At 67.1% G+C, this 19,867-nt stretch carries 18 protein-coding genes; 11 read left to right on the top strand and 7 right to left on the bottom strand.

The genetic code is table 11. The annotated features are described in order from the left end of the window. The first annotated feature begins 142 nt into the window (after nt 1-142). The 8 genes from dapF (at nt 143) to hslU (ending at nt 8,323) form a co-directional block, all read left to right on the top strand. Complete coding sequence (gene dapF / locus FFS49_RS40230; RefSeq protein ID WP_039353857.1) at nt 143-1,012, top strand: diaminopimelate epimerase; 870 nt, start codon at nt 143-145, stop codon at nt 1,010-1,012. Between the two features lie 37 nt (nt 1,013-1,049). Continuing rightward, nucleotides 1,050-1,778: a DUF484 family protein gene (locus FFS49_RS40225; protein WP_105817913.1), complete on the top strand. Its 729-nt coding sequence runs from the start codon at nt 1,050-1,052 to the stop codon at nt 1,776-1,778. Between the two features lie 14 nt (nt 1,779-1,792). Then, the gene (xerC, locus tag FFS49_RS40220) at nt 1,793-2,713 is read left to right on the top strand and encodes a tyrosine recombinase XerC (protein ID WP_039353850.1); all 921 of its coding nucleotides are present in this window, start codon (nt 1,793-1,795) and stop codon (nt 2,711-2,713) included. Between the two features lie 76 nt (nt 2,714-2,789). Further along, nucleotides 2,790-4,004, top strand: a complete 1,215-nt coding sequence (locus tag FFS49_RS40215; protein ID WP_105817914.1) for a class I SAM-dependent rRNA methyltransferase — start codon at nt 2,790-2,792, stop codon at nt 4,002-4,004. A 199-nt stretch (nt 4,005-4,203) separates the two neighbouring features. Continuing rightward, nucleotides 4,204-5,283, top strand: coding sequence for a GTP-binding protein (locus FFS49_RS40210; protein ID WP_039353847.1), 1,080 nt, complete (start codon nt 4,204-4,206; stop codon nt 5,281-5,283). A gap of 497 nt (nt 5,284-5,780) precedes the next feature. Beyond that, complete coding sequence (dksA, locus tag FFS49_RS40200) at nt 5,781-6,197, top strand: RNA polymerase-binding protein DksA (RefSeq protein ID WP_006477498.1); 417 nt, start codon at nt 5,781-5,783, stop codon at nt 6,195-6,197. Between the two features lie 235 nt (nt 6,198-6,432). After that, complete coding sequence (gene hslV / locus FFS49_RS40195; RefSeq protein ID WP_006477497.1) at nt 6,433-6,969, top strand: ATP-dependent protease subunit HslV; 537 nt, start codon at nt 6,433-6,435, stop codon at nt 6,967-6,969. Nucleotides 6,970-6,979: 10 nt separating this feature from the next. After that, nucleotides 6,980-8,323 carry an ATP-dependent protease ATPase subunit HslU gene (gene hslU / locus FFS49_RS40190; RefSeq protein WP_039353843.1) on the top strand — a complete coding sequence of 448 codons (1,344 nt, stop codon included), beginning with the start codon at nt 6,980-6,982 and terminating at the stop codon, nt 8,321-8,323. A gap of 71 nt (nt 8,324-8,394) precedes the next feature. Here the strand turns inward: hslU and FFS49_RS40185 are convergent, their stop codons facing one another. The 3 genes from FFS49_RS40185 to FFS49_RS40175 all read right to left on the bottom strand — a co-directional run bounded on the left by FFS49_RS40185 (nt 8,395) and on the right by FFS49_RS40175 (nt 10,687). Next, nucleotides 8,395-8,937: a response regulator transcription factor gene (locus FFS49_RS40185; RefSeq protein WP_021156278.1), complete on the bottom strand. Its 543-nt coding sequence runs from the start codon at nt 8,935-8,937 to the stop codon at nt 8,395-8,397. 13 nt (nt 8,938-8,950) lie between these two features. Continuing rightward, nucleotides 8,951-10,369, bottom strand: a complete 1,419-nt coding sequence (locus FFS49_RS40180; protein ID WP_105817915.1) for an ATP-binding protein — start codon at nt 10,367-10,369, stop codon at nt 8,951-8,953. Between the two features lie 93 nt (nt 10,370-10,462). Then, a complete protein-coding gene (locus FFS49_RS40175; RefSeq protein WP_039353835.1) occupies nt 10,463-10,687 on the bottom strand; it encodes a cysteine-rich CWC family protein in 225 nt (74 codons plus the stop codon). A gap of 306 nt (nt 10,688-10,993) precedes the next feature. Here FFS49_RS40175 and argB point away from each other — a divergent pair, with 306 nt between their 5' ends. From argB to slmA, 3 genes are read left to right on the top strand one after another with little or no spacing between them, the layout of a single operon-like run. Further along, nucleotides 10,994-11,893, top strand: coding sequence for an acetylglutamate kinase (argB, locus tag FFS49_RS40165; RefSeq protein ID WP_006490510.1), 900 nt, complete (start codon nt 10,994-10,996; stop codon nt 11,891-11,893). Then, entirely contained in the window at nt 11,890-12,681 is a 792-nt protein-coding gene (locus FFS49_RS40160) for a pyrimidine 5'-nucleotidase (protein WP_047852345.1), read from the top strand. Before argB ends, FFS49_RS40160 begins: the two co-directional genes overlap by 4 nt. Next, nucleotides 12,648-13,313 (top strand): nucleoid occlusion factor SlmA, encoded by a 666-nt coding sequence (gene slmA / locus FFS49_RS40155; RefSeq protein ID WP_039353831.1) that lies wholly within the window; start codon nt 12,648-12,650, stop codon nt 13,311-13,313. Before FFS49_RS40160 ends, slmA begins: the two co-directional genes overlap by 34 nt. A 68-nt stretch (nt 13,314-13,381) precedes the next feature. On the opposite strand, the gene FFS49_RS40150 is transcribed toward slmA, so the two are convergent. The 4 genes from FFS49_RS40150 to FFS49_RS40135 form a co-directional block, all read right to left on the bottom strand. Continuing rightward, complete coding sequence (locus tag FFS49_RS40150) at nt 13,382-14,230, bottom strand: hypothetical protein (protein WP_137910418.1); 849 nt, start codon at nt 14,228-14,230, stop codon at nt 13,382-13,384. 44 nt (nt 14,231-14,274) lie between these two features. After that, nucleotides 14,275-15,489 carry a TolC family protein gene (locus tag FFS49_RS40145; RefSeq protein ID WP_224755983.1) on the bottom strand — a complete coding sequence of 405 codons (1,215 nt, stop codon included), beginning with the start codon at nt 15,487-15,489 and terminating at the stop codon, nt 14,275-14,277. 272 nt (nt 15,490-15,761) lie between these two features. Beyond that, entirely contained in the window at nt 15,762-17,012 is a 1,251-nt protein-coding gene (locus FFS49_RS40140) for an HlyD family type I secretion periplasmic adaptor subunit (protein WP_105817917.1), read from the bottom strand. Further along, nucleotides 17,009-19,339, bottom strand: coding sequence for a type I secretion system permease/ATPase (locus tag FFS49_RS40135; RefSeq protein ID WP_105817918.1), 2,331 nt, complete (start codon nt 19,337-19,339; stop codon nt 17,009-17,011). Before FFS49_RS40135 ends, FFS49_RS40140 begins: the two co-directional genes overlap by 4 nt. Nucleotides 19,340-19,867 lie beyond the last annotated feature (528 nt).

Raw genomic sequence — 19,867 nt, 5'->3', positions numbered from 1 at the left:
GCCCCCGCCCGCGCAGGACGCCCCTGTCGGCTGCATGTATCATTTGCGGTTGAGATCAGCACGACGAACGAGGCGGCCCCGCATGGCGCGGCGTCGAGCACGCCGCGCTGACCGCCTTGTTCGCCATGGAAATCCGGACCCAGTGAAACTCTCGTTCACCAAGATGCACGGCGCGGGCAACGACTTCGTCGTGCTCGACGGCTATTCGCGCGCACTGCCGCCGCTCACCGAAGCGCAGGTGCGTGCGCTCGCCAATCGTCACTTCGGCATCGGCGCCGACCAGCTGCTGCTCGTCGAAAAACCGACCGTCGACGGCGTGGATTTCAAGTACCGGATCTTCAATTGCGACGGCGGCGAGGTCGAACACTGCGGCAACGGCGCGCGCTGCTTCGTGAAGTTCGTCAGCGACCGCGGCCTGACCGACAAGCGCAGCGTGCGCGTGCAGGTGATGAAGGGCCTGATCACGCTGACGATGCAGGACAACGGCGAAGTCGTCGTCGACATGGGTGCGCCCGTGTTCACGCCGGCTCAGGTGCCGTTCGACGCAGCAGGCCTCGAAGGCCGCACCGAGGGCCGCGACACGCTGTGGCCGCTCGACGTCGGCGGCGCGACGCGCTGGATCTCGACGGTGACGATGGGCAACCCGCACGCGGTGCAGGTCGTCGACGACACCGAAGCGTATCCGGTGCTGGAAGAAGGCCCGCTGATCGAGCATCACGCGCGCTTCCCGGAGCGCGTGAACGCCGGCTTCATGCAGATCGTGTCGCGCAGCGAGGTGAAGCTGCGCGTGTACGAACGCGCGGCAGGCGAGACGCTCGCGTGCGGCACCGGCGCATGCGCGGCGGTCGCGGCCGGCATCCGGCGCGGCCTGCTCGATTCGCCCGTGACCGTGCACACGCACGGCGGCACGCTGACGATCAGCTGGGACGGCGCGCGCGACGAAGCCGCCGCGCTGATGATGGCCGGGCCCGCCACGACCGTGTTCGAAGGCGAGATCGACCTGCCCGCCTGACCCTGCAACGTCCTTGATAACTGAACGCTCCAGCCACATGAACGATCGCGAAGTCGCCGACTACCTGCTCGCCAATCCCGAATTCTTCGCGCGGCACGCCGAACTGCTCGCGACGATCCGCCTCGCGAACCCGCACGGCAAGGCCGCGATCTCGCTGCAGGAGCGGCAGATGGAGATGCTGCGCGACAAGAACAAGCATCTCGAGCGCCGGCTCGCCGAACTCGTGCGCTATGGCCACGAGAACGACAGCCTGTCCGCGAAGTTCAGCCGCTGGACGGCACGCGTGATCGCGGAACGCGATCCGTACGCGCTGCCGCGCACGATCGCCGAAGGTATCGCCGAAGTCTTCGACGTACCGCAGACGGCGCTGCGCGTGTGGGATGTCGCCGACACCTACTCGCAGGCCGACTTCGCGCGCCAGGTCGGCGAGGAAGTGCGCCTGTTCACGAACGGGCTGTCGACGCCGTACTGCGGTGCGAACACGGGCTTCGAGGCCGCGCAGTGGCTCGCGCCCGCGATCGCCGCCCCGGCCGCGAATGCGGCGGAGGGCGCGGACGCCGCGCCGCCGGCCGGTGACGGCTCGGCCGCGTCGGTCGCGCTGCTCGCGCTGCGTGCGCCGCTCGCCGGCAACGATGCGCCCGCGTTCGGCCTGCTCGTGCTCGGCTCGCCCGACCCGCGCCGCTTCCACGACGGGATGGCCACCGACTTCCTCGCGCAGATCGCGACGCTCGCGAGCGCCGCGCTCACGCGCCTGCTGCCGCACTGATCCTTCCGCAAGCGATGACAGACGATCCGATCGCCGCCTACCTGTCGAACCTGAAGCACGTCAGGCAGCTGTCGGAACACACGCTGCGCGGCTACACGCACGAACTCGACGAACTGAAGAAGCTCGCGAACGGCCGGCCGCTCGAAGCGCTGACGGCCGCCGACATGCGCGGCGCGGTCGCGCGCGCGCATTCGGGCGGGCTGTCTGCCCGGTCGATCTCGCACCGGCTGTCCGCGTGGCGCGCGTTCTACCGCTGGCTCGCGCAGCGCGTCGAGATGCCCGCGAACCCGGTCGCCGCGGTGCGCGCGCCGAAACGCGCAAAGACATTGCCGAAGGCGCTGTCGGTCGACGATGCTTCCGCCTTGATGGACGCGCCGCTCGCCAACACGACCGAAGGCATCCGCGATCACGCGATCCTCGAGCTGTTCTATTCGTCCGGGCTGCGCCTCGCCGAGCTGATCGGGCTCGACGTCATGTACACGCAGGCCGACGGCTACCGCTCGGCCGGCTGGCTCGACCTCGCCGAAGCCGAAGTCACCGTGCGCGGCAAGGGCAACAAGGAGCGCAAGGTGCCGGTCGGCCGCAAGGCGATCGATGCGCTGAACGCATGGCTCGCGGTACGCAGCGAATTCGTGAAGCACGATCCGCATCCGCTGTTCGTGTCCGTGCGCGGCAACCGGATGTCGCCGGGCGTCGTGCGCGAGCGCGTGAAGCGCGCGGCGCTCACCGCGGGCATCCCCGCCAACGTCCATCCGCACGTGCTGCGCCACTCGTTCGCGACGCACGTGCTGCAGTCGAGCGGCGACCTGCGCGCGGTGCAGGAACTGCTCGGCCACGCGAGCGTCTCCGCGACGCAGGTCTATACGTCGCTCGACTTCCAGCATCTCGCGAAGATTTACGACAGCGCGCATCCGCGCGCGAAGAAGCGCGACTGACGCGCGTCCCGTATGACCCGCCGCGCGCGGCGACCGGCAACGGTCGGCGTCGCGCACGGCCCATTTCGATCTCATCATGCAAACCGTCACCCTCAAGCCGTCCAAGGAAAAATCGCTGCTGCGCCGCCATCCGTGGATCTACGCCAATGCGATCGACCGCGTCGACGGCAAGCCCGCGCCCGGCGCGACCGTGATCGTGCGCGCGCACGACGGCCGCTTCCTCGCGCGCGGCGCGTACAGCCCGCAATCGCAGATCCGCGTGCGCGTGTGGAGCTTCGACGAGAACGAGCCGATCGACCACGCGTTCTTCAAGCGCCGCGTGCAGCGCGCGGTCGCGCATCGTACGACGATGGTGTCGGGCACGGGCGCGGTGCGGCTCGTGTTCGGCGAAGCCGACGGGCTGCCGGGGCTGATCGTCGACTATTACGTCGCGGACACCGCCGAAGCCGGCGCCGCGCCGCGCGGCCAGCTGGTCTGCCAGTTCATGGCCGCGGGCGTCGAGGCATGGAAGGATGCGATCGTGAAGGCGCTCGTCGGCGCCACGGACTGCCCGAACGTCTATGAGCGCTCGGACGTATCGATCCGCGACAAGGAAGGGCTCGAACAGACGACCGGCGTGCTGGCCGGCGATGCGCCGCCCGCGACGCTGATCTCGAACGAAAACGGCGTGCGCTATCACGTCGACGTGCCGAACGGCCACAAGACAGGCTTCTACGTCGACCAGCGCGACAACCGCGCACTGGTGGCGCAATACGCGGCCGATCGTGACGTGCTGAACTGCTTCTGCTACACGGGCGGCTTCTCGCTCGCCGCACTCAAGGGCGGCGCGAAGCGCGTCGTATCGATCGACTCGTCGGGCGATGCGCTCGCGCTCGCGCAGCAGAATGTCGTCGCCAACGGCTTCGACGCCGAACGCGCGACCTGGCTCGACGCCGACGCATTCAAGACCCTGCGCCGCCTCGTCGACGAAGGCGAGCGTTTCGACCTGATCGTGCTCGATCCGCCGAAGTTCGCGCCGACCCGCGACAGCGTCGATCGCGCGGCACGCGCGTACAAGGACATCAACCTGAGCGGCTTCAAGCTGCTGCGTCCGGGCGGCCTGCTGTTCACGTACTCGTGCTCGGGTGCGATCGACATGGACCTGTTCCAGAAGATCGTCGCGGGCGCGGCCGCCGACGCGAAGGTCGACGCGCGCATCCTGAGGCGCCTCGGCGCGGGCGTCGATCACCCGCTGCTCGCCGCGTTCCCGGAAGGCGAATATCTGAAGGGCCTGCTGTTGCAAATCGTCTGATTGCCCCGATCTACGCGCGTGACCGTTCGCCGGCCGCGGCCCCGCGCCCGGCGGATCCGCGCTCCCGCCTGTCGTCGGACGACGGGCGAGGGCTTGACAGGTATGTTTCAATGGATGGTTGTGCGCCCCGGCTGGCAAAGCCCCGGGCGCGACGCACATCCTGGTTTTGACCCCGATTCACGAACCACAGGCGATTGACATGGCCACTCCCGTCACCATCCTCACCGGCTTCCTCGGCAGCGGCAAGACGACGCTGCTCAAGCGCATCCTGAACGAACAGCACGGCATGAAGATCGCCGTGATCGAGAACGAGTTCGGCGAAGAGAACATCGACAACGAGATCCTCATCCAGGATTCGAACGAGCAGATCATCCAGATGAGCAACGGCTGCATCTGCTGCACGATCCGCGGCGACCTCGCGCGCACGCTCGGCGATCTCGCCGCGAAGAAGCGCGAAGGCAAGCTCGACTTCGACCGCATCGTGATCGAAACGACCGGCCTCGCGAACCCGGGCCCGGTCGCGCAAACCTTCTTCATCGACAGCGAAATCGCCGACGATTTCCTGCTCGACGCGGTCATCACGCTGGTCGACGCAAAGCACGCGAACGCGCAGCTCGACGAGCACGAAGTCGTGCAGCGCCAGGTCGGCTTCGCCGATCGCCTGTTCATCACGAAGTCGGACCTGGTCGACGACCAGACGGTGGCCGGCCTGAAGCACCGCCTGATGCACATGAACCCGAAGGCCGCGATCAAGGTCGTCAACTTCGGCGAAGCCGACATCAAGGAAATCTTCGACCTGCGCGGCTTCAACCTGAACGCGAAGCTCGAGATCGACCCCGACTTCCTCGCCGAAGACGATCACGCGCATCACCACCACGATCACGACCATGATCACGATCACGCCAGTTGCGACCACGATCACGGCCAATGCGCGCACGATCACGACCACGGCCACCACCATCACCACCACGCGCACCACGACGACAAGATCAAGTCGTTCGTGTACCGCAACGACCGCCCGTTCGACCCGAACAAGCTGGAAGACTTCCTCGGCGGCATCCTGCAGATCTACGGCGAGCGGATGCTGCGCTACAAGGGCGTGCTGTACATGAAGGGCGTCGACCGCAAGGTCGTGTTCCAGGGCGTGCACCAGATGATGGGCAGCGACCTCGCGTCGAAGTGGCTGCCGGTCGAGAAGAAGACGAACAAGATGGTGTTCATCGGCGTCGATCTGCCGCAGGACCTGATCACCGACGGCCTCGACGCCTGCCTCGCCTGACGCGCACGGGGCAAGCGCCGCACACGCCGCCGGGCGGCCGCCTCGCAGGCGGCTGCGGCGGCCGCGGAGCGCCCTTTTTGGGCAGGGTTTCGCCGTCATCGCTTTTTCGCGATTTGCGCGTTATATTTTCAAGATATTGGCGCAGCCGACGGGGATCGACCCGATACGGCGCCCGCTTGCGATTCAGTTACAATACGTGCCCGCTGGAGTACGGCAACAAACAGGCCCGGTTCTTGCTGAACCAGTTTTCCGGGCATCGCAACCGCGCCGGATCGCCAATCCGCCTCCCGGCCGCGGCCGATGCGATGTGCCGCGCAGCACACCGGTTCGCAGCGCGCGCAACTCCGCGCCAGGCCTATCCTGGTATTTGAGAACCGGTTTTCCAGAGGCTTTCGGCCCCGCGGCGGCAAATCGCAAATGAATGCAAACGCGGTTGCGGGTAATCCCAAAGTGCAGGCAATATCTCTCGATTTGCCGCACATTGAAGAAGCAAGCAGATGACGAAGAAACTCTTGACCGAAGCCGAAATCCTGAAGATGAGCGACAAGGATTACATGAATGAGGATCAGCTCGCCTTCTTCAAAAATCGGCTCGAACAGTTGCAGGCGGACATCCTCAAGAATGCAGGCCAGACGACCGAGAACCTGCGCGAGACGGTGATCGTCCCCGATCCCGCCGATCGCGCGACGATCGAGGAAGAGCACGCGCTCGAACTGCGTACGCGCGATCGCGAACGCAAGCTCCTCAAGAAGGTTCAGCAGTCGCTCGCCCGCATCGATTCCGGCGATTACGGCTGGTGCGAGGAAACCGGCGAGCCGATCGGCATTCCGCGCCTGCTCGCGCGTCCGACCGCCACGCTGTCGCTCGAGGCGCAGGAGCGCCGCGAGCTGCGCCAGAAGCTGTTCGGCGACTGATCGAGCGGCGTTCCGCTCAAACACGCTGCTTCCCGAAAGCGCGCGGCCTGCCGCGCGCTTTTTGTTTTTCCGGCACCGCTTCCCGGTCCGTCGATTTGCCCACCCGGCCTCTTGATATCCCGGCGCCCGCCCTAAAATGAATCGGACGCGCGCCGGGCCGCTTCCCGGCGCACGGCGAGTTACGCGGCGGCCCCTCGCGCCCCCGACTCTTCCCCGTTTTTCTCAAGGAACGCAGATGGAGCAATTTCACGGCACGACCATCGTTTCGGTCCGGCGCGGCGACAAGGTCGCGCTCGGCGGCGACGGCCAGGTAACCCTCGGCAACATCGTCATGAAGGGTGGCGCGCGGAAAGTGCGGCGGATCTACAACAACCAGGTACTGGTCGGATTCGCGGGCGGCACCGCCGATGCGTTCTCGCTGCTCGACCGCTTCGAGGCGAAGCTCGAGAAGCACCAGGGCAACCTGACCCGCGCAGCCGTCGAGCTCGCAAAGGACTGGCGCACCGACCGGATGCTGCGCCGCCTCGAGGCGATGCTGATCACGGCCGATGCCACCACCACGCTCGTGATCACCGGCAACGGCGACGTGCTCGACCCGGAAGGCGGCATCTGCGCGATCGGCTCGGGCGGTGCGTATGCGCAGGCCGCGGCCCGCGCGCTGGTCGAGAACACCGAGCTGTCGCCGCGCGAGATCGTCGAGAAGTCGCTCGGGATCGCCGGCGACATGTGCATCTACACGAACCACAACCGCATCATCGAAACGATCGAGTAAGGACAGCCCCATGAGCACCATGACCCCTGCCGAGATCGTCTCGGAACTCGACAAGCACATCATCGGCCAGGCGAAGGCGAAGAAGGCCGTCGCGGTCGCGCTGCGCAACCGCTGGCGCCGCCAGCAGGTCGCCGACCCGCTGCGCCAGGAAATCACGCCGAAGAACATCCTGATGATCGGGCCGACGGGCGTCGGCAAGACCGAAATCGCACGCCGCCTCGCGAAGCTCGCCGACGCGCCGTTCATCAAGATCGAAGCAACCAAGTTCACCGAAGTCGGCTACGTCGGCCGTGACGTCGACAGCATCGTGCGCGACCTGATCGAGATCTCGGTCAAGCAGACGCGCGAATCCGAGATGCGCAAGGTGCGCAGCAAGGCGACCGACCAGGCGGAAGACCGCATCCTCGACATCCTGCTGCCGCAACCGCGCGCGGTGGGCTTCGGCGGCAACGCCGAACACGCGAACGACGACAACAACGCGACGCGCCAGACGTTCCGCAAGCGCCTGCGCGAAGGCCAGCTCGACGACAAGGAAGTCGAGCTCGACCTCGAGCAGCCGTCGGCCGGCATGGACATCATGGCGCCGCCGGGAATGGAAGAGATGACCGAGCAGATCCGCTCGATGTTCTCGAACCTCGGCAGCGGCAAGAAGCAGCGCCGCAAGGTGAAGATCAAGGAAGCGCTGAAGCTGCTGACCGACGAGGAAGCGGCGAAGATGCTCAACGACGAGGAAGTGAAGACGAAGGCCGTGCAGAACGTCGAGCAGAACGGCATCGTGTTCCTCGACGAAATCGACAAGATCACGTCGCGCAACAACGAAGGCAGCGGCGGCGAAGTGTCGCGCCAGGGCGTGCAGCGCGACCTGCTGCCGCTCGTCGAAGGCACGACGGTCAACACGAAGTACGGGATGGTGAAGACCGATCACATCCTGTTCATCGCGAGCGGTGCATTCCACCTCGCGAAGCCGAGCGACCTGATTCCGGAACTGCAGGGGCGCTTTCCGATCCGCGTCGAGCTCGACTCGCTGTCGGTGAACGATTTCGAAGCGATCCTCGTCGCGACCGACGCAAGCCTCGTCAAGCAGTACCAGGCGCTGCTCGCGACCGAAGACGTGCAGCTCGAATTCGCCGACGACGGCATCCGCCGCCTCGCGGAAATTGCCTATTCGGTCAACGAGAAGACCGAGAACATCGGTGCGCGCCGCCTGTATACGGTGATCGAGAAGCTGCTCGAGGAAGTGTCGTTCTCGGCCGGCAACCACGCCGGCGAGCGCGTGACGATCGACGCGAAGTACGTCGATCGCGCGCTCGGCGAAGTGTCGCAGGACGAAGACCTGTCGCGCTACGTGCTGTAACGCGCACGGCGCCGGATGAAAAACGGGCGGCCCCTTTCGTCGGGGGCCGCCCGTTTTCGCTGGTGCGCCGCTTACTGCCGCACCGGCTTCTTCGCGAGCTTGCGCTGCAGCGTGCGGCGGTGCATGTTCAGCGCACGCGCAGTCGCTGAAATATTGTTGTTGTTCTCGGCCAGCACGCGCTGGATGTGTTCCCATTCGAGCCGGTCGACCGACAGCACGACCGGATTCTCCAACGCTTCGTCGGCCTGCACTTCGGTCGCGTTGGTCTGCAGCGCGGCCAGGATCGACTCGACGTTCGCGGGTTTCGCGAGATAGTTGTCGGCGCCTTCCTTCACCGCCTGCACGGCGGTCGCGATGCTCGCGTAGCCGGTCAGCACCAGGATCCGCGCGTCGGGCTGCAGGTCGCACAGCGGCGCAATCAGGCTCAGGCCAGAATCCTCGCCCAGATGCAGGTCGACGGTGATGAACTGGAACTTGCCGCCGGCGGCGAGCCGGAGCGCCGCCTCCTTGTCGTGCGCCTGCTGGACCGCATAACCGCGGCGCTCGAGGCCGCGCGCGAGCGTGCCCGCGAACACCTCGTTGTCGTCGATCACCAGGAAATTGTTCTCGCTCATGTGGTTTCTCCGTCTACGTGTTGGTTGAGGCGGCCGACGCCGCGACGCGCACGACCGGCAGCCGCAGCACGGCCCGCGTGCCGCGCGCGGCGGTCGTACCGGCCGGGCGACTCTCCGGCGTGCCGGTTGCCCTTTCGGCCAGGCGCTGGCCCGCGCGCTGTGCCGTTCCTGCCGCGGCGTGACCATTCGCCGCAATGCCGGCCCGCCCGTTGCCGCCCGACGCGCGCGGCACGACATCGGATAGTTCGATCTCGCCGCCGAGCCGCGCGGCCGCGCTGAACGCGAGATACAGGCCGACCCCGTGCCCGCCCTGCGTGCTGTCGACCGGCATCGCGCCGAGCGATTCACGCAGCGAGGCCGGAATGCCGGGCCCGTCGTCGCATACCTCGAATTCGATCTCGTCGGCCGCCCCGGCGTGCGCGACCTTCGCGGCCAGCGTCACGCGCTGCGGGCTCGCGCGCGCGGCGTTGTCGAGCAGGATCGTCAGGATCTGGCCGGCCGCGACCGTGTCGTCGAGCGCGACGCCCGCCGGGCGCGCGCCGAGCAATTCGAACTGTACGTGCGGATGCCGCAAGCGCCAGTGCTCGACGAACGTGTCGAGCCAGTCGTCCACCGGCTGGCGGCTCGCCGGCGTACTCGCCCGGCTGCGCAGGCGCGCGAGCGCCGACGTGCAGAGCGTCATCTGTTCCTCGAGCACCTTCAGGTCGGCGTCGTAGCGGGCCAGCCCCGGATCGTCGCGTGCCGCGTCGCGCAGCTCTTCGGCGAGCATCGCGATCGTCGACAGCGGCGTGCCCATTTCGTGCGCGACGGTAGCGGCCTGCACGCCGAGCGCGACCGCCCGCTCGTCGCGCAGCAGATGCTGCTGCGCCTCGCCGAGCGCCGCGTCACGCTGGCGCAGCGCATTCGACATGCGCGCGACGAACCACGCGATCAGCCCGACGCTGACCATGAAGTTCGCCCACATGCCGGTACGGTAGTAATCGAACAGGTTCGCCGGATTGTCCATGTTGAGCGGCACCGAGTCGAAGCCGAGCGCCGCGTAGCATGCGACCGCGAACGCTGCGAGCCAGATCATCAGGTGCCACGGCAACACGGCCGCCGCGATCGCGAGCGAAGGCAGGTACAGCGACACGAACGGGTTGGTCGTGCCGCCCGACAGGAACAACAGCGCCGACAGCGCGCCGAGGTCGACCCACAATTGGCCGAGCAGCTCGAAATTGGTCTCGGGCCGCGCGCGCAGCACGCGCACCCAGGTCAGTGCGTTGAAAACGATTTCGAGCGCGATGACCATCAGCATCGCCGGCAACGGCAGATGCACGCCGAAATAGGTCTGCACGACACCGATCGTCACGAGCTGGCCGATGATCGCGAGATTGCGGAGCCAGAACAGGTGACTGAGGTTGACGCGCCCGGTGGTGGTGATTCGTTGCATCCGAGCAGTTTACCCGTTTAGCGGGCGGCGCCCCTAGCGGGGCCGGATCGGCACGAGGCAAACGGGACGCCCACGCGTGCGCGGCCGATGCCGTCAGCGGGCCGCGCCGGCCATCCGCCGCGCGATCTCGTCGGCCAGGCACTCGGGGCAGAGGCAGCGTGCGCCGGCCGCGGGCGGCGTACCGCCGGGCAAGACCGGCATCGACGCGCACCAGCATTCGAATGGCTGCGTGCGGGCGCCGCAGTCGAAGCTGCGCCCACAGTGCGGGCACCGTGCACGGCGCGGGGCGGAACGGGCGTCGACGGCAGGATCGGTCATGGCGGAAGCGCTCGAGCGGGCGTGAAGCCGCCCGACGCGACAAGCATAGCGCGACGAACGGATTTTGCACGCCGGCCGTCAGGCCGAGGGCCATTCCCAACGCCCGCGAACCGCCCCGCCGCCACCGCCCGCGCAGCGCTGCCCGGATCGCTGCCCACATCGCGCCGCGCCATAGCCGGCGGGCCGCCGCGTGCGGTGCCCGGGCGCCGCCGCCGGTGTTCCGGCCCGTCCAAAAACCCGATGCTGCGCTGCGCCACTCCTGTACAATTCGCCGTGTTTCAACCGTTCCCAGCCAGAGCCGCCGCCATGTCCGAGCCCATCGACCTCTCGCAGATCGCCCCTACGCTGAAAGCAGAAATCCTCGCCGAGGCGCTGCCGTACATCCGTCGTTACCACGGCAAGACCGTGGTCATCAAATACGGCGGCAACGCGATGACGGAAGAGCGGCTCAAGCAAGGCTTCGCGCGCGACGTGATCCTGCTGAAACTGGTCGGCATCAATCCGGTGATCGTCCACGGCGGCGGTCCGCAGATCGATCACGCACTGAAGAAGATCGGCAAGGCCGGCACCTTCATCCAGGGCATGCGCGTCACCGACGAAGAGACGATGGAAGTCGTCGAATGGGTGCTGGGCGGCGAAGTGCAGCAGGACATCGTGATGCTGATCAACCACTTCGGCGGCCACGCGGTGGGCCTGACGGGCAAGGACGGCGGCCTGATCCATGCGCGCAAGCTGCTGATGCCGGACCGCGACAACCCGGGCCAGTACATCGACATCGGCCAGGTCGGCGAAGTCGAGGCGATCAACCCGGCCGTCGTGAAGGCGCTGCAGGACGACGCGTTCATCCCGGTGATCTCGCCGATCGGCTTCGGCGAGGACGGCCTGTCGTACAACATCAACGCCGACCTCGTCGCGGGCAAGCTTGCCACCGTGCTGAACGCCGAGAAGCTGCTGATGATGACCAACATCCCGGGCGTGATGGACAAGGACGGCAACCTGCTGACCGATCTCTCCGCGCGCGAGATCGACGCGCTGTTCGAAGACGGCACGATCTCCGGCGGCATGCTGCCGAAGATCTCGTCGGCGCTCGACGCCGCGAAGAGCGGCGTGAAGTCGGTGCACATCGTCGACGGCCGGATCGAGCACTCGGTGCTGCTGGAAATCCTGACCGAGCAACCGTTCGGCACGATGATCCGCTCGCATTGAGCACGCGCCGCCAGTCCCCCGCTCCCGACCTGCCGGCGTCGCTGCGACGCCGGCGCATCTCCCGCAGCCGGCCGCGCGCCGGCGCGCCCGTCTGGCTGTTCGATCTCGACAATACGCTTCACCACGCATCGCACGCGATCTTTCCCGAGATCAACCGCGCGATGACGCAGTACATCATCGACGCGCTGCAGGTCGAGCGCGCCGAAGCCGACCGCCTGCGCACCGGCTACACCGAGCGCTACGGCGCCGCGCTGCTCGGCCTTGCGCGCCACCATCCGATCGATCCGCAAGATTTCCTGCGCGTGGTCCACACGTTTTCCGACCTGCCTGCGATGATCCGCGCCGAGCGCGGCCTCGCGCGCATCGTCGCCGCGCTGCCGGGCCGCAAGCTGATCCTGACCAACGCGCCGGAGAACTACGCGCGCGCGGTGCTGCGCGAGCTGCGCATCGAGCGGCTGTTCGAGCGCGTGATCGCGATCGAGCACATGCGCGACCGCCGCACGTGGCGCGCGAAGCCCGACCACGCGATGCTGCGCCGGACGCTGCGCGCCGCGCATGCCCGGCTCGCCGACGCGATCCTCGTCGAAGACACCCGCAGCCACCTGAAGCGCTACAAGCGTCTCGGCATCGGCACCGTATGGATCACCGGCCATCTTCCGGGCCATCTGCCGAACATTGGCCGTCCGCATTATGTCGACCAACGCATTCGTTCGTTAAAATCGCTCCGACTGGGCACACGATCGGGGCGACAGAAATGCAGCCGACTTACCCGCAGGACCAAGCCGTAAAGGAAGACCAGGCCACGCCGTCCCGCCCGCGCCCGAAGCCGGGCGAGCGGCGCGTGATGATCCTGCAGACGCTCGCCGCGATGCTCGAGGCGCCGAAACCCGAGAAAATCACGACCGCCGCGCTCGCGGCCCGGCTCGACGTGTCGGAGGCTGCGCTCTACCGGCATTTCACCAGCAAGGCGAAGATGTACGAAGGGCTGATCGAGTTCATCGAGCAGGCGCTGTTCGGGCTCGTGAACCAGATCGTCGCGAAGGAGCCGAACGGCGTGCAGCAGGCGCGCACGATCGCGCTGACGATGCTCAACTTCGCCGCGAAGAACCCGGGCATGACGCGCGTGCTGACCGGCGAGGCGCTGGTCGGCGAGGACGAGCGGCTGACCGAGCGCGTGAACCAGTTGCTCGACCGCATCGAGGCGACCGTCAAGCAATGCCTGCGCGTCGCGCGCACCGAAGCGAACGCGCCACAGGAGGGCGCGGCGCCATTCGTGCTGCCGGCCGACTACGATCCGGCCGCCCGCGCGAGCCTGCTCGTCAGCTACGTGATCGGCCGGTGGCACCGCTTCGCGAAGGGCGGGTTCCAGAAACCGCCCGGCGAACAGGCCGATGCGCATCTGCGGCTGATCCTGCAATGACCGCATGGCACGGATTCCGGCCCGGCACTGACACGCCCGGGCAGACAGCGGCGTTGATCATCCCCGAATCACCACTCCGTCACGCGTCGGTGATCAGTCAGGTGAACCGACGTCTGCCCCGCGACATGGCTTTCTCCCGCCGCCGGTAGGTGCTTGCGCGCTTCCCACTGCTTCAACTCGCCCTGCAACGCACGCAGTGCGTCGCCGCATAGCCAGTCGGCGCCGCACCGGTCCGGTGCCCTCGATACGGACGGATCTGCCGGCGCCGCTGGTCGAGGCTTTGTCGGCGCGCGACGCAACGCTGCTTTACCGGATACTGGCTGCACCACCTCCGGTTCGCGGACGCGTACGCTCGCGCTATCGGACCGCCGAGGTGGTGTTGGCCGCAATGCCGGTACTGCATGCGCGTTCGCCCGGCGCATCGGTTGGGGCAGCGCGTCCGCACGGCTGGCCGCCGAAGCAGAAGGGGGTGCCAAAGCCGGTACTGAATCCAGAACCTGCGTTGGAGGCGGCACCGCCTCAGCGGCTGACGCAACGACCGACGCAGGCGCTCGTTTGCCCGTGGGCAAGCTGCCTCGGGTCGAATGGCTCTGCTCCTCGGCCCGCCCTGCCATCATCGCGCCGAACAGCGCCATCAATGCCGCCCCGAACACGGCGCCGCCAATCGCGGCCAACATGAGGCGAGCACGACCGCGCGGCGGCGGCTTGCGGCTCCATGCCAGATTGTCGTGCCCGAAATCGGCCGCGCACGTGTCCGAGGCGACAACCAAACGGCGATTCGGCAAGTAGACCGACTCCGGCGACGAATTCGTGAAGCGAGCGGTGACGCCGTGCCGGGCGCCATAGGGGGCGGGCAGGTAGGAAGCCGCCCTCGGCGGCGGCAATGCAAACCAGTTCTCGATCGATCCAGGACTCATGATTTCCCTCGTTGCGCGGCCGGGGCGCAACACCGCGCGATGCGTCAGCCCTCACGCAGCCATTGCACGAGCATGCCCGCCGATGCGTAGCCCCGCAGCGTCGCCGCATAGCCATCGAATCGGTACGCCACTTCGTTGACGCGATTGTTGTAGTCGTCGTTCTCGGCAATCAGCACGTCCAGCAAGGAGCGACGCCCGAGGTGGTACCACTGGTCGAAGAACGCGCTGCGCACGCGCGCCGACTCGACCGACAGATCGCGATACTGATCCGCCCGCTCGCCGAACGCGTATGCATCTTGCTCCGCGCTACGTACCTGATATTCGAGATCCAGGCGCATCTGTTCGACCTGCCGCCAACTCGCCGACGCGCGGAACGTCGCCGCATCGGTCGCCGCGGTCGCGGCGCCGCCGGTAAACGCGTTCCACGTCAGCGTGAGCATCGTCTGCCACGGCATGCGGCGCCCGACGGTATCGTGGCCGGTATTCGTGCTGACGACCCAGTTCAGTTGCGGCCTGGATGCCGCCCGCACCGCATCGCGGTTCAGTTCGGCCGCACCGGCCTCCGCGCGCGCCTGTCGGAGGCGCGGATTTTCATCGAGCGCGGACATCAACCGGTCGAGATTGCCGGGATGCAGCGGCCAGTGCGGATCCATCGGCATCGGCACCGGCCGCTCGCCTACCAGCTTGCGAAGATTCAGCTCGACCGTCCGGCATTTCGCCAGTGCCGCATCGCGACTCGCCTCGGCCTGGAGCAACCGGGCCTTTGCCTGGGTGAGCTCGCTGCCACGACCGCGATCGACCGCGACGATTTCATCGAGCATTCGCACGAGGCGCGTCATCCGGTCGACGAAGCGCTGGCTCAACTCGGCGATGTTGCGTTGTTTCGCGAGCTCGACGAGGGTGGCCGTGACCTGATAGGCGGAATCCTCCATCTGCGCGACGTAGCGCTCCTGCCCTGCACTCGCGAGCTCCCGCCGGCTGCCGATCGTTTTCTCGGTGCGCCCCCAGTCGAACAGCGTCGTCGTGAGGTTCACCCCCAGCGAGTTGCCCGGGTCGTATGCACTGCCGGCGTTCGAGCCGAACTGTGCGTTACGTGTCTGGCCGTTCAACTGCAATTGCGGCCAGCGTGCCCCCTTTGCCTGATCGACATCCGACTGCGCGGCCTGGTATTCCGCGTACAAGCGCCGCACCTGAGGACTGACGTCGACGGCCGCTTCCGCCGCGGCATACAGCATCCGCCGCAGTTCGCGCTCCGTCATGGTGGCCCCGCCGGGAGTCGCCGACGCGGAATCATCGTACGTGGGCACGGATGCGTCCGTAAGTCCGTCCGACCCTGCGGATGTCGCAGCATGCGCTGCGGTCGATGCCGATGCCATCGCCACACGTGACGACACGGGATTGGCGGCGTGCGCTGCCCCGGCCGATTGCCACATCGACAAGACAATCAATACCGCCGACGCGGCAACACGAAACGCCACTCGGGATTCGTGCGCATCGACGCATGTGCCGATCATTCGAAATCCACTCATGATCACCGCTCCCTGAAGGCCTCGCGGGCCTTGAAGATCGGCTTGAGCAGGTAATCGAGCACCGTCTTCTCGCCGGTTCGGATATCGACCGTTGCCTGCATGCCCGGCAATACCGGCAGGCGTTTGCCCGCCGCGACGAGCGCATCCGAATCCGTCTCGACCATCAGCCGGTAATAGTTCGCGTCGGGACGCCCCATCGCGGCCTTCTGATCGTCCTTCAACGTATCGGGACCGAGGCTGACGACACGCCCGTGCAACCCGCCGTAGATCGCGAAGTCGTACGCGCTCAGCTTCACGAGCACCGGCAACCCCGGCCGCAGGAACGCGACGTCGGACGGCTTGATCCGCGCTTCGACCATTACCCGCCCGTCGAGGGGCGCAATCTCCATGATGTGTTCGCCCGACTGCACGACACCGCCGGCCGTGCGGATGCGGATGTTCTTCACCACGCCGCGCATCGGCGCGACGACGTCGGTGCGCACCAGCACGTCCGCGCGCCCGGCCAGCACCTCGTTGGTTTGCGCGAGCTCCTGTTCGAGCCGCGACAGTTCGGTACTGGCCTCCGCGGTGAAACGGCTACGGCGCTCGGCGATCTGCGCGGCGATGTCCGTCGCCTGGCGCCGCATGCGCAGGATCTCGACTTCCGAGACCAGCCCCTTCGCCGCGAGCGGCTCCGACATCGCGATCTCGCGCCGGACCAGCGCCTGACTCTTCTCCAACGCGGCGATCTGGTCGTCCAGCGCACGGCGGCGGGCGCGGTAGGTTGCGGTGGCCTGCGCGACGAGGCCGGCTTCTCGCTTCACGTCTGCCGGGAAGTCCAGCGGCGCGCCATAGGCTTCGGCCCGCGCGCGCGCCACGCTCGCCTTCAGCTCCAGCGCCTTGGTCAACGCTTCGCGATAGCTCGATTGCGCGCGCGCCGGATCGAGCTTCGCGAGCAGCTGCCCCTTTTCGACCACGTCGCCCTCGCGCACCGCCACGCTCTGGACGATGCCGCCCTCGAGGCTCTGGATCCATTGTTCGCGGCTCGGCGATACGACCGTCGCATCGCTGCGCGTGACCTCCTCGACGCGTGCGAAGTGCGCCCATACCAGTCCGGCGCAGAGCACCACGGCAACCAGATAGAGAACCAGCTGTGCGCCCGCGGACGAGCGGACGAGCAACGCCTCGCGAATGTCGCTCATATAGGCGGTATCACCCGCGCGCAGCCGCGGCGCCGGCTTGCGGCCGAGAATCGATCGAATGCGCCGCATCATGACGCCTCCGCAGCCAACGATGTCGCGGCCGCTGCCGGTTCCGCGGGCGACGCGCCTGCTGGCGCGCCACGCTGGACCACGCGGATTTTCGGTTCACGGTTTCGCTGCGGCTCGGGCGGCGCATGAGGCTCGCCCGTCTCGTGCTGCCCCGACAGGGCCGCCAGCACGCGCGCCTTTTCGCCGTCCATCACGATCTTGCCCTGATCGACGATCACGATCCGGTCGACCAGCGCCAGCAGCGACGTACGATGCGTGACCACGACCAGCGTCTGTCCGGCGCTCGCCTGCTTCAAATGCTCGATGAACTGCGACTCCGTCTGCGAGTCCATCGCGCTCGTCGGTTCGTCGAGCAGCAACGTGCGCGGACGCGCGATCAGGCTGCGGGCCAGTGCGACAAGCTGGCGCTGCCCGCCCGACAGATCGCGGCCGTTTTCGCCAACCTGAAGATTCACGCCGAGCGGATGCCGGGCGACCAGCGCATCGAGCCCCGTCAGTTCGAGCACACGCAGCAGCTCCATGGCCGGCACGTCGGGACGGCCGATCGTCACGTTCTCGCGCAGCGAACCGTAAAACAGCCGGCTGTCCTGGCCGACATAGCCGAAGGTGCGACGCCAGTCCGCCGACGCGATCTGTGCGGCGTCGAGCCCGTCGGCGAGCAACTTGCCCTCCGTCGGCTGATACAGCCGCGCGATCAAACGCAGCAGCGTCGATTTCCCGCTGCCGACCCGGCCGAGTATCGCGACACGCTCGCCGGGCCGAATCTCCACCGACACCTGGTCCAGCGCGGGCGCATTTTTCTCCAGGCCGGCCGACGGATACTCGAACGACACGCCGTCGAGCTTCACGTGGCCGCTGAGCGGCGGCTGCGCCAGATAATCCTGGCCCGGCTCGTGCTCGACCGGCATCGCCATCAACTGGTTCAGCGAATGCATCGCCGTCTTCGCCTGCTGAAAACGCAGCGCGAGCCCCATGACCTGGCCGAGCGGCGCCGTCACGCGGCCGGCCAGCATCACGGAGCCGATCAACGCGCCCTGGGTGAGCTTGCCTTCGCCGATCAGGTACACGCCGGCGATCACGATCGCAACGGTCTGCATCTGCTGCAGGAACGACACGCAACTCGTCGCCATGCTGGAAAGCTGGCGCGACCGCATCGACGAGGCGGCCGTCTTCGCACTGAACGCGTCCCAGCGGTGACGCATCGCGCCTTCGCCGCCAACAGCCTTCAGCGTCTCGAGCCCGTCGATCGACTCGATCAGCACGCCCTGCTTGAGCGACGCCTCGCGCAGGTTCTCACGCATCGCACGCGCGAGCGGCCATTGCACGATCGCGCCGAGACCGACAATCAGCGGAATCATCAGGAGCGGAATCCAGCCGAGCGGGCCGCCGACCGCGAATACCACGCCAACGAACAGAAAGACGAACGGCAGATCGGACACGACCGACAGCGTCGCCGACGTCGCGAAGTCCCGCACCGACTCGAACTCGCGCAACCGGTGCGCGAAGGAGCCGGCCGACGCCGGCCGGTGCTCCATCCGGATCGCCAGCGCCTGCCGGAACAGCAGGCTGCCGAGCACCAGATCGGCCTTCTTGCCCGCGGTATCGAGCACATGCGCACGCACGTGCCGCGACACCGCCTCCATCAGCATCGCAAGCGCGACGCCGATCGCGAGCGACCAGAGCGTCACATAGGCCTGGTTCGGCACGACGCGGTCGTAGACGTTCATCGTGAAAAACACGCTGGCGAGGCCGAGCACGTTGATGAGGAAGGCGCCTACCGCCGCGCTCGCGTAATAGCTGCGATAACGCCACAGCGTTCGCAGCAGCCAGTGTCCGGCCGGTTCGGTCGGCAGGTCGTCCGGACGCGCGTCGATCTTCGCGGCCGGCTTCACGAGCAGCGCGTAGCCGGAGTAGGTGTCGCCCAGTTCCGTGTCGGTGCATTCGACCGGCGCTTCGCCGAGTTCGGGCAGCATGACGCGATAGCGGATCTGCGGGTCGAGCTCCGCCGAATCGTCGATACGCCAGCCGAGCAGCACGCATGCGCTGCCGTTGCGGCGCAACAGCACGGCCGGCAACAGGTGCTCGGGTAACTGCATCAGCGGGCGCTCGACCAGCTTCGCCGCCAGACCGGCCTGCGTCAGCGCCTCGAGCGCGAGCGACGGCGTCAGCGGACCGTATTTCGCAAGACCGGAAGTCAGGACTGCGTGACTTCTGCCGAAGCCGTGGTGCGCGCAAAGCCATGCGATCGAATCGAGCAGGCTGTCGCGACTGAGGGTGTCCGGCAGACTCGGCGCGTTAGCGGCGCCGGTATCGGAAGATTGGGCATTCATATTGAGATCGCTATCTGGCCGCCGGAAATCGCGGAACCCTGCCGCGCTCGAGGACGCGGCTGTTTCGCACGAGCGACAGGGTCGGTGCATATACCGATGCGGCGGAGTCTCCCGTCGAATCATCGAACGGGGCGGCTATCGCAGGACGTCAACGAGGCTGCGAGAGGAACGCAACAACTTTACGAAATGTGCCCGGACGCCAAAATGGGACAAGTCCCAAAAGGAATCGCGGATCATTGGGACACGTTCGAATGGGGGTTTTAAATATGCAGACATGCGTGGCCCGTGACTCATTGCAGGCCACGCATGAAGAAACAACGAGAAAACCGGGCCGCTGGCGTCGGCACGGCACGAACGATGCGGGCCGGAACCGCGGCTTGATTCGACGCGATTCCGGCCCGCGCCTGCGGATCAGGTCAGTTGGGTCGACACGGCCGACTGCACGAGCAGTTCGACGTGCAGCGCCGCGTTCTCGTACAGCGTATAGGCCTGGCCGTTGAGCGCAATCAGCCCCTTGTTCGCCCACCC

Source organism: Burkholderia sp. 4NA327C6, from assembly GCF_005502655.1.
Lineage (GTDB): Bacteria > Pseudomonadota > Gammaproteobacteria > Burkholderiales > Burkholderiaceae > Burkholderia > Burkholderia contaminans.
The sequence above is the reverse complement of the archived record's forward strand: the minus strand, read 5'-3'. Positions and strand labels throughout refer to the sequence as shown.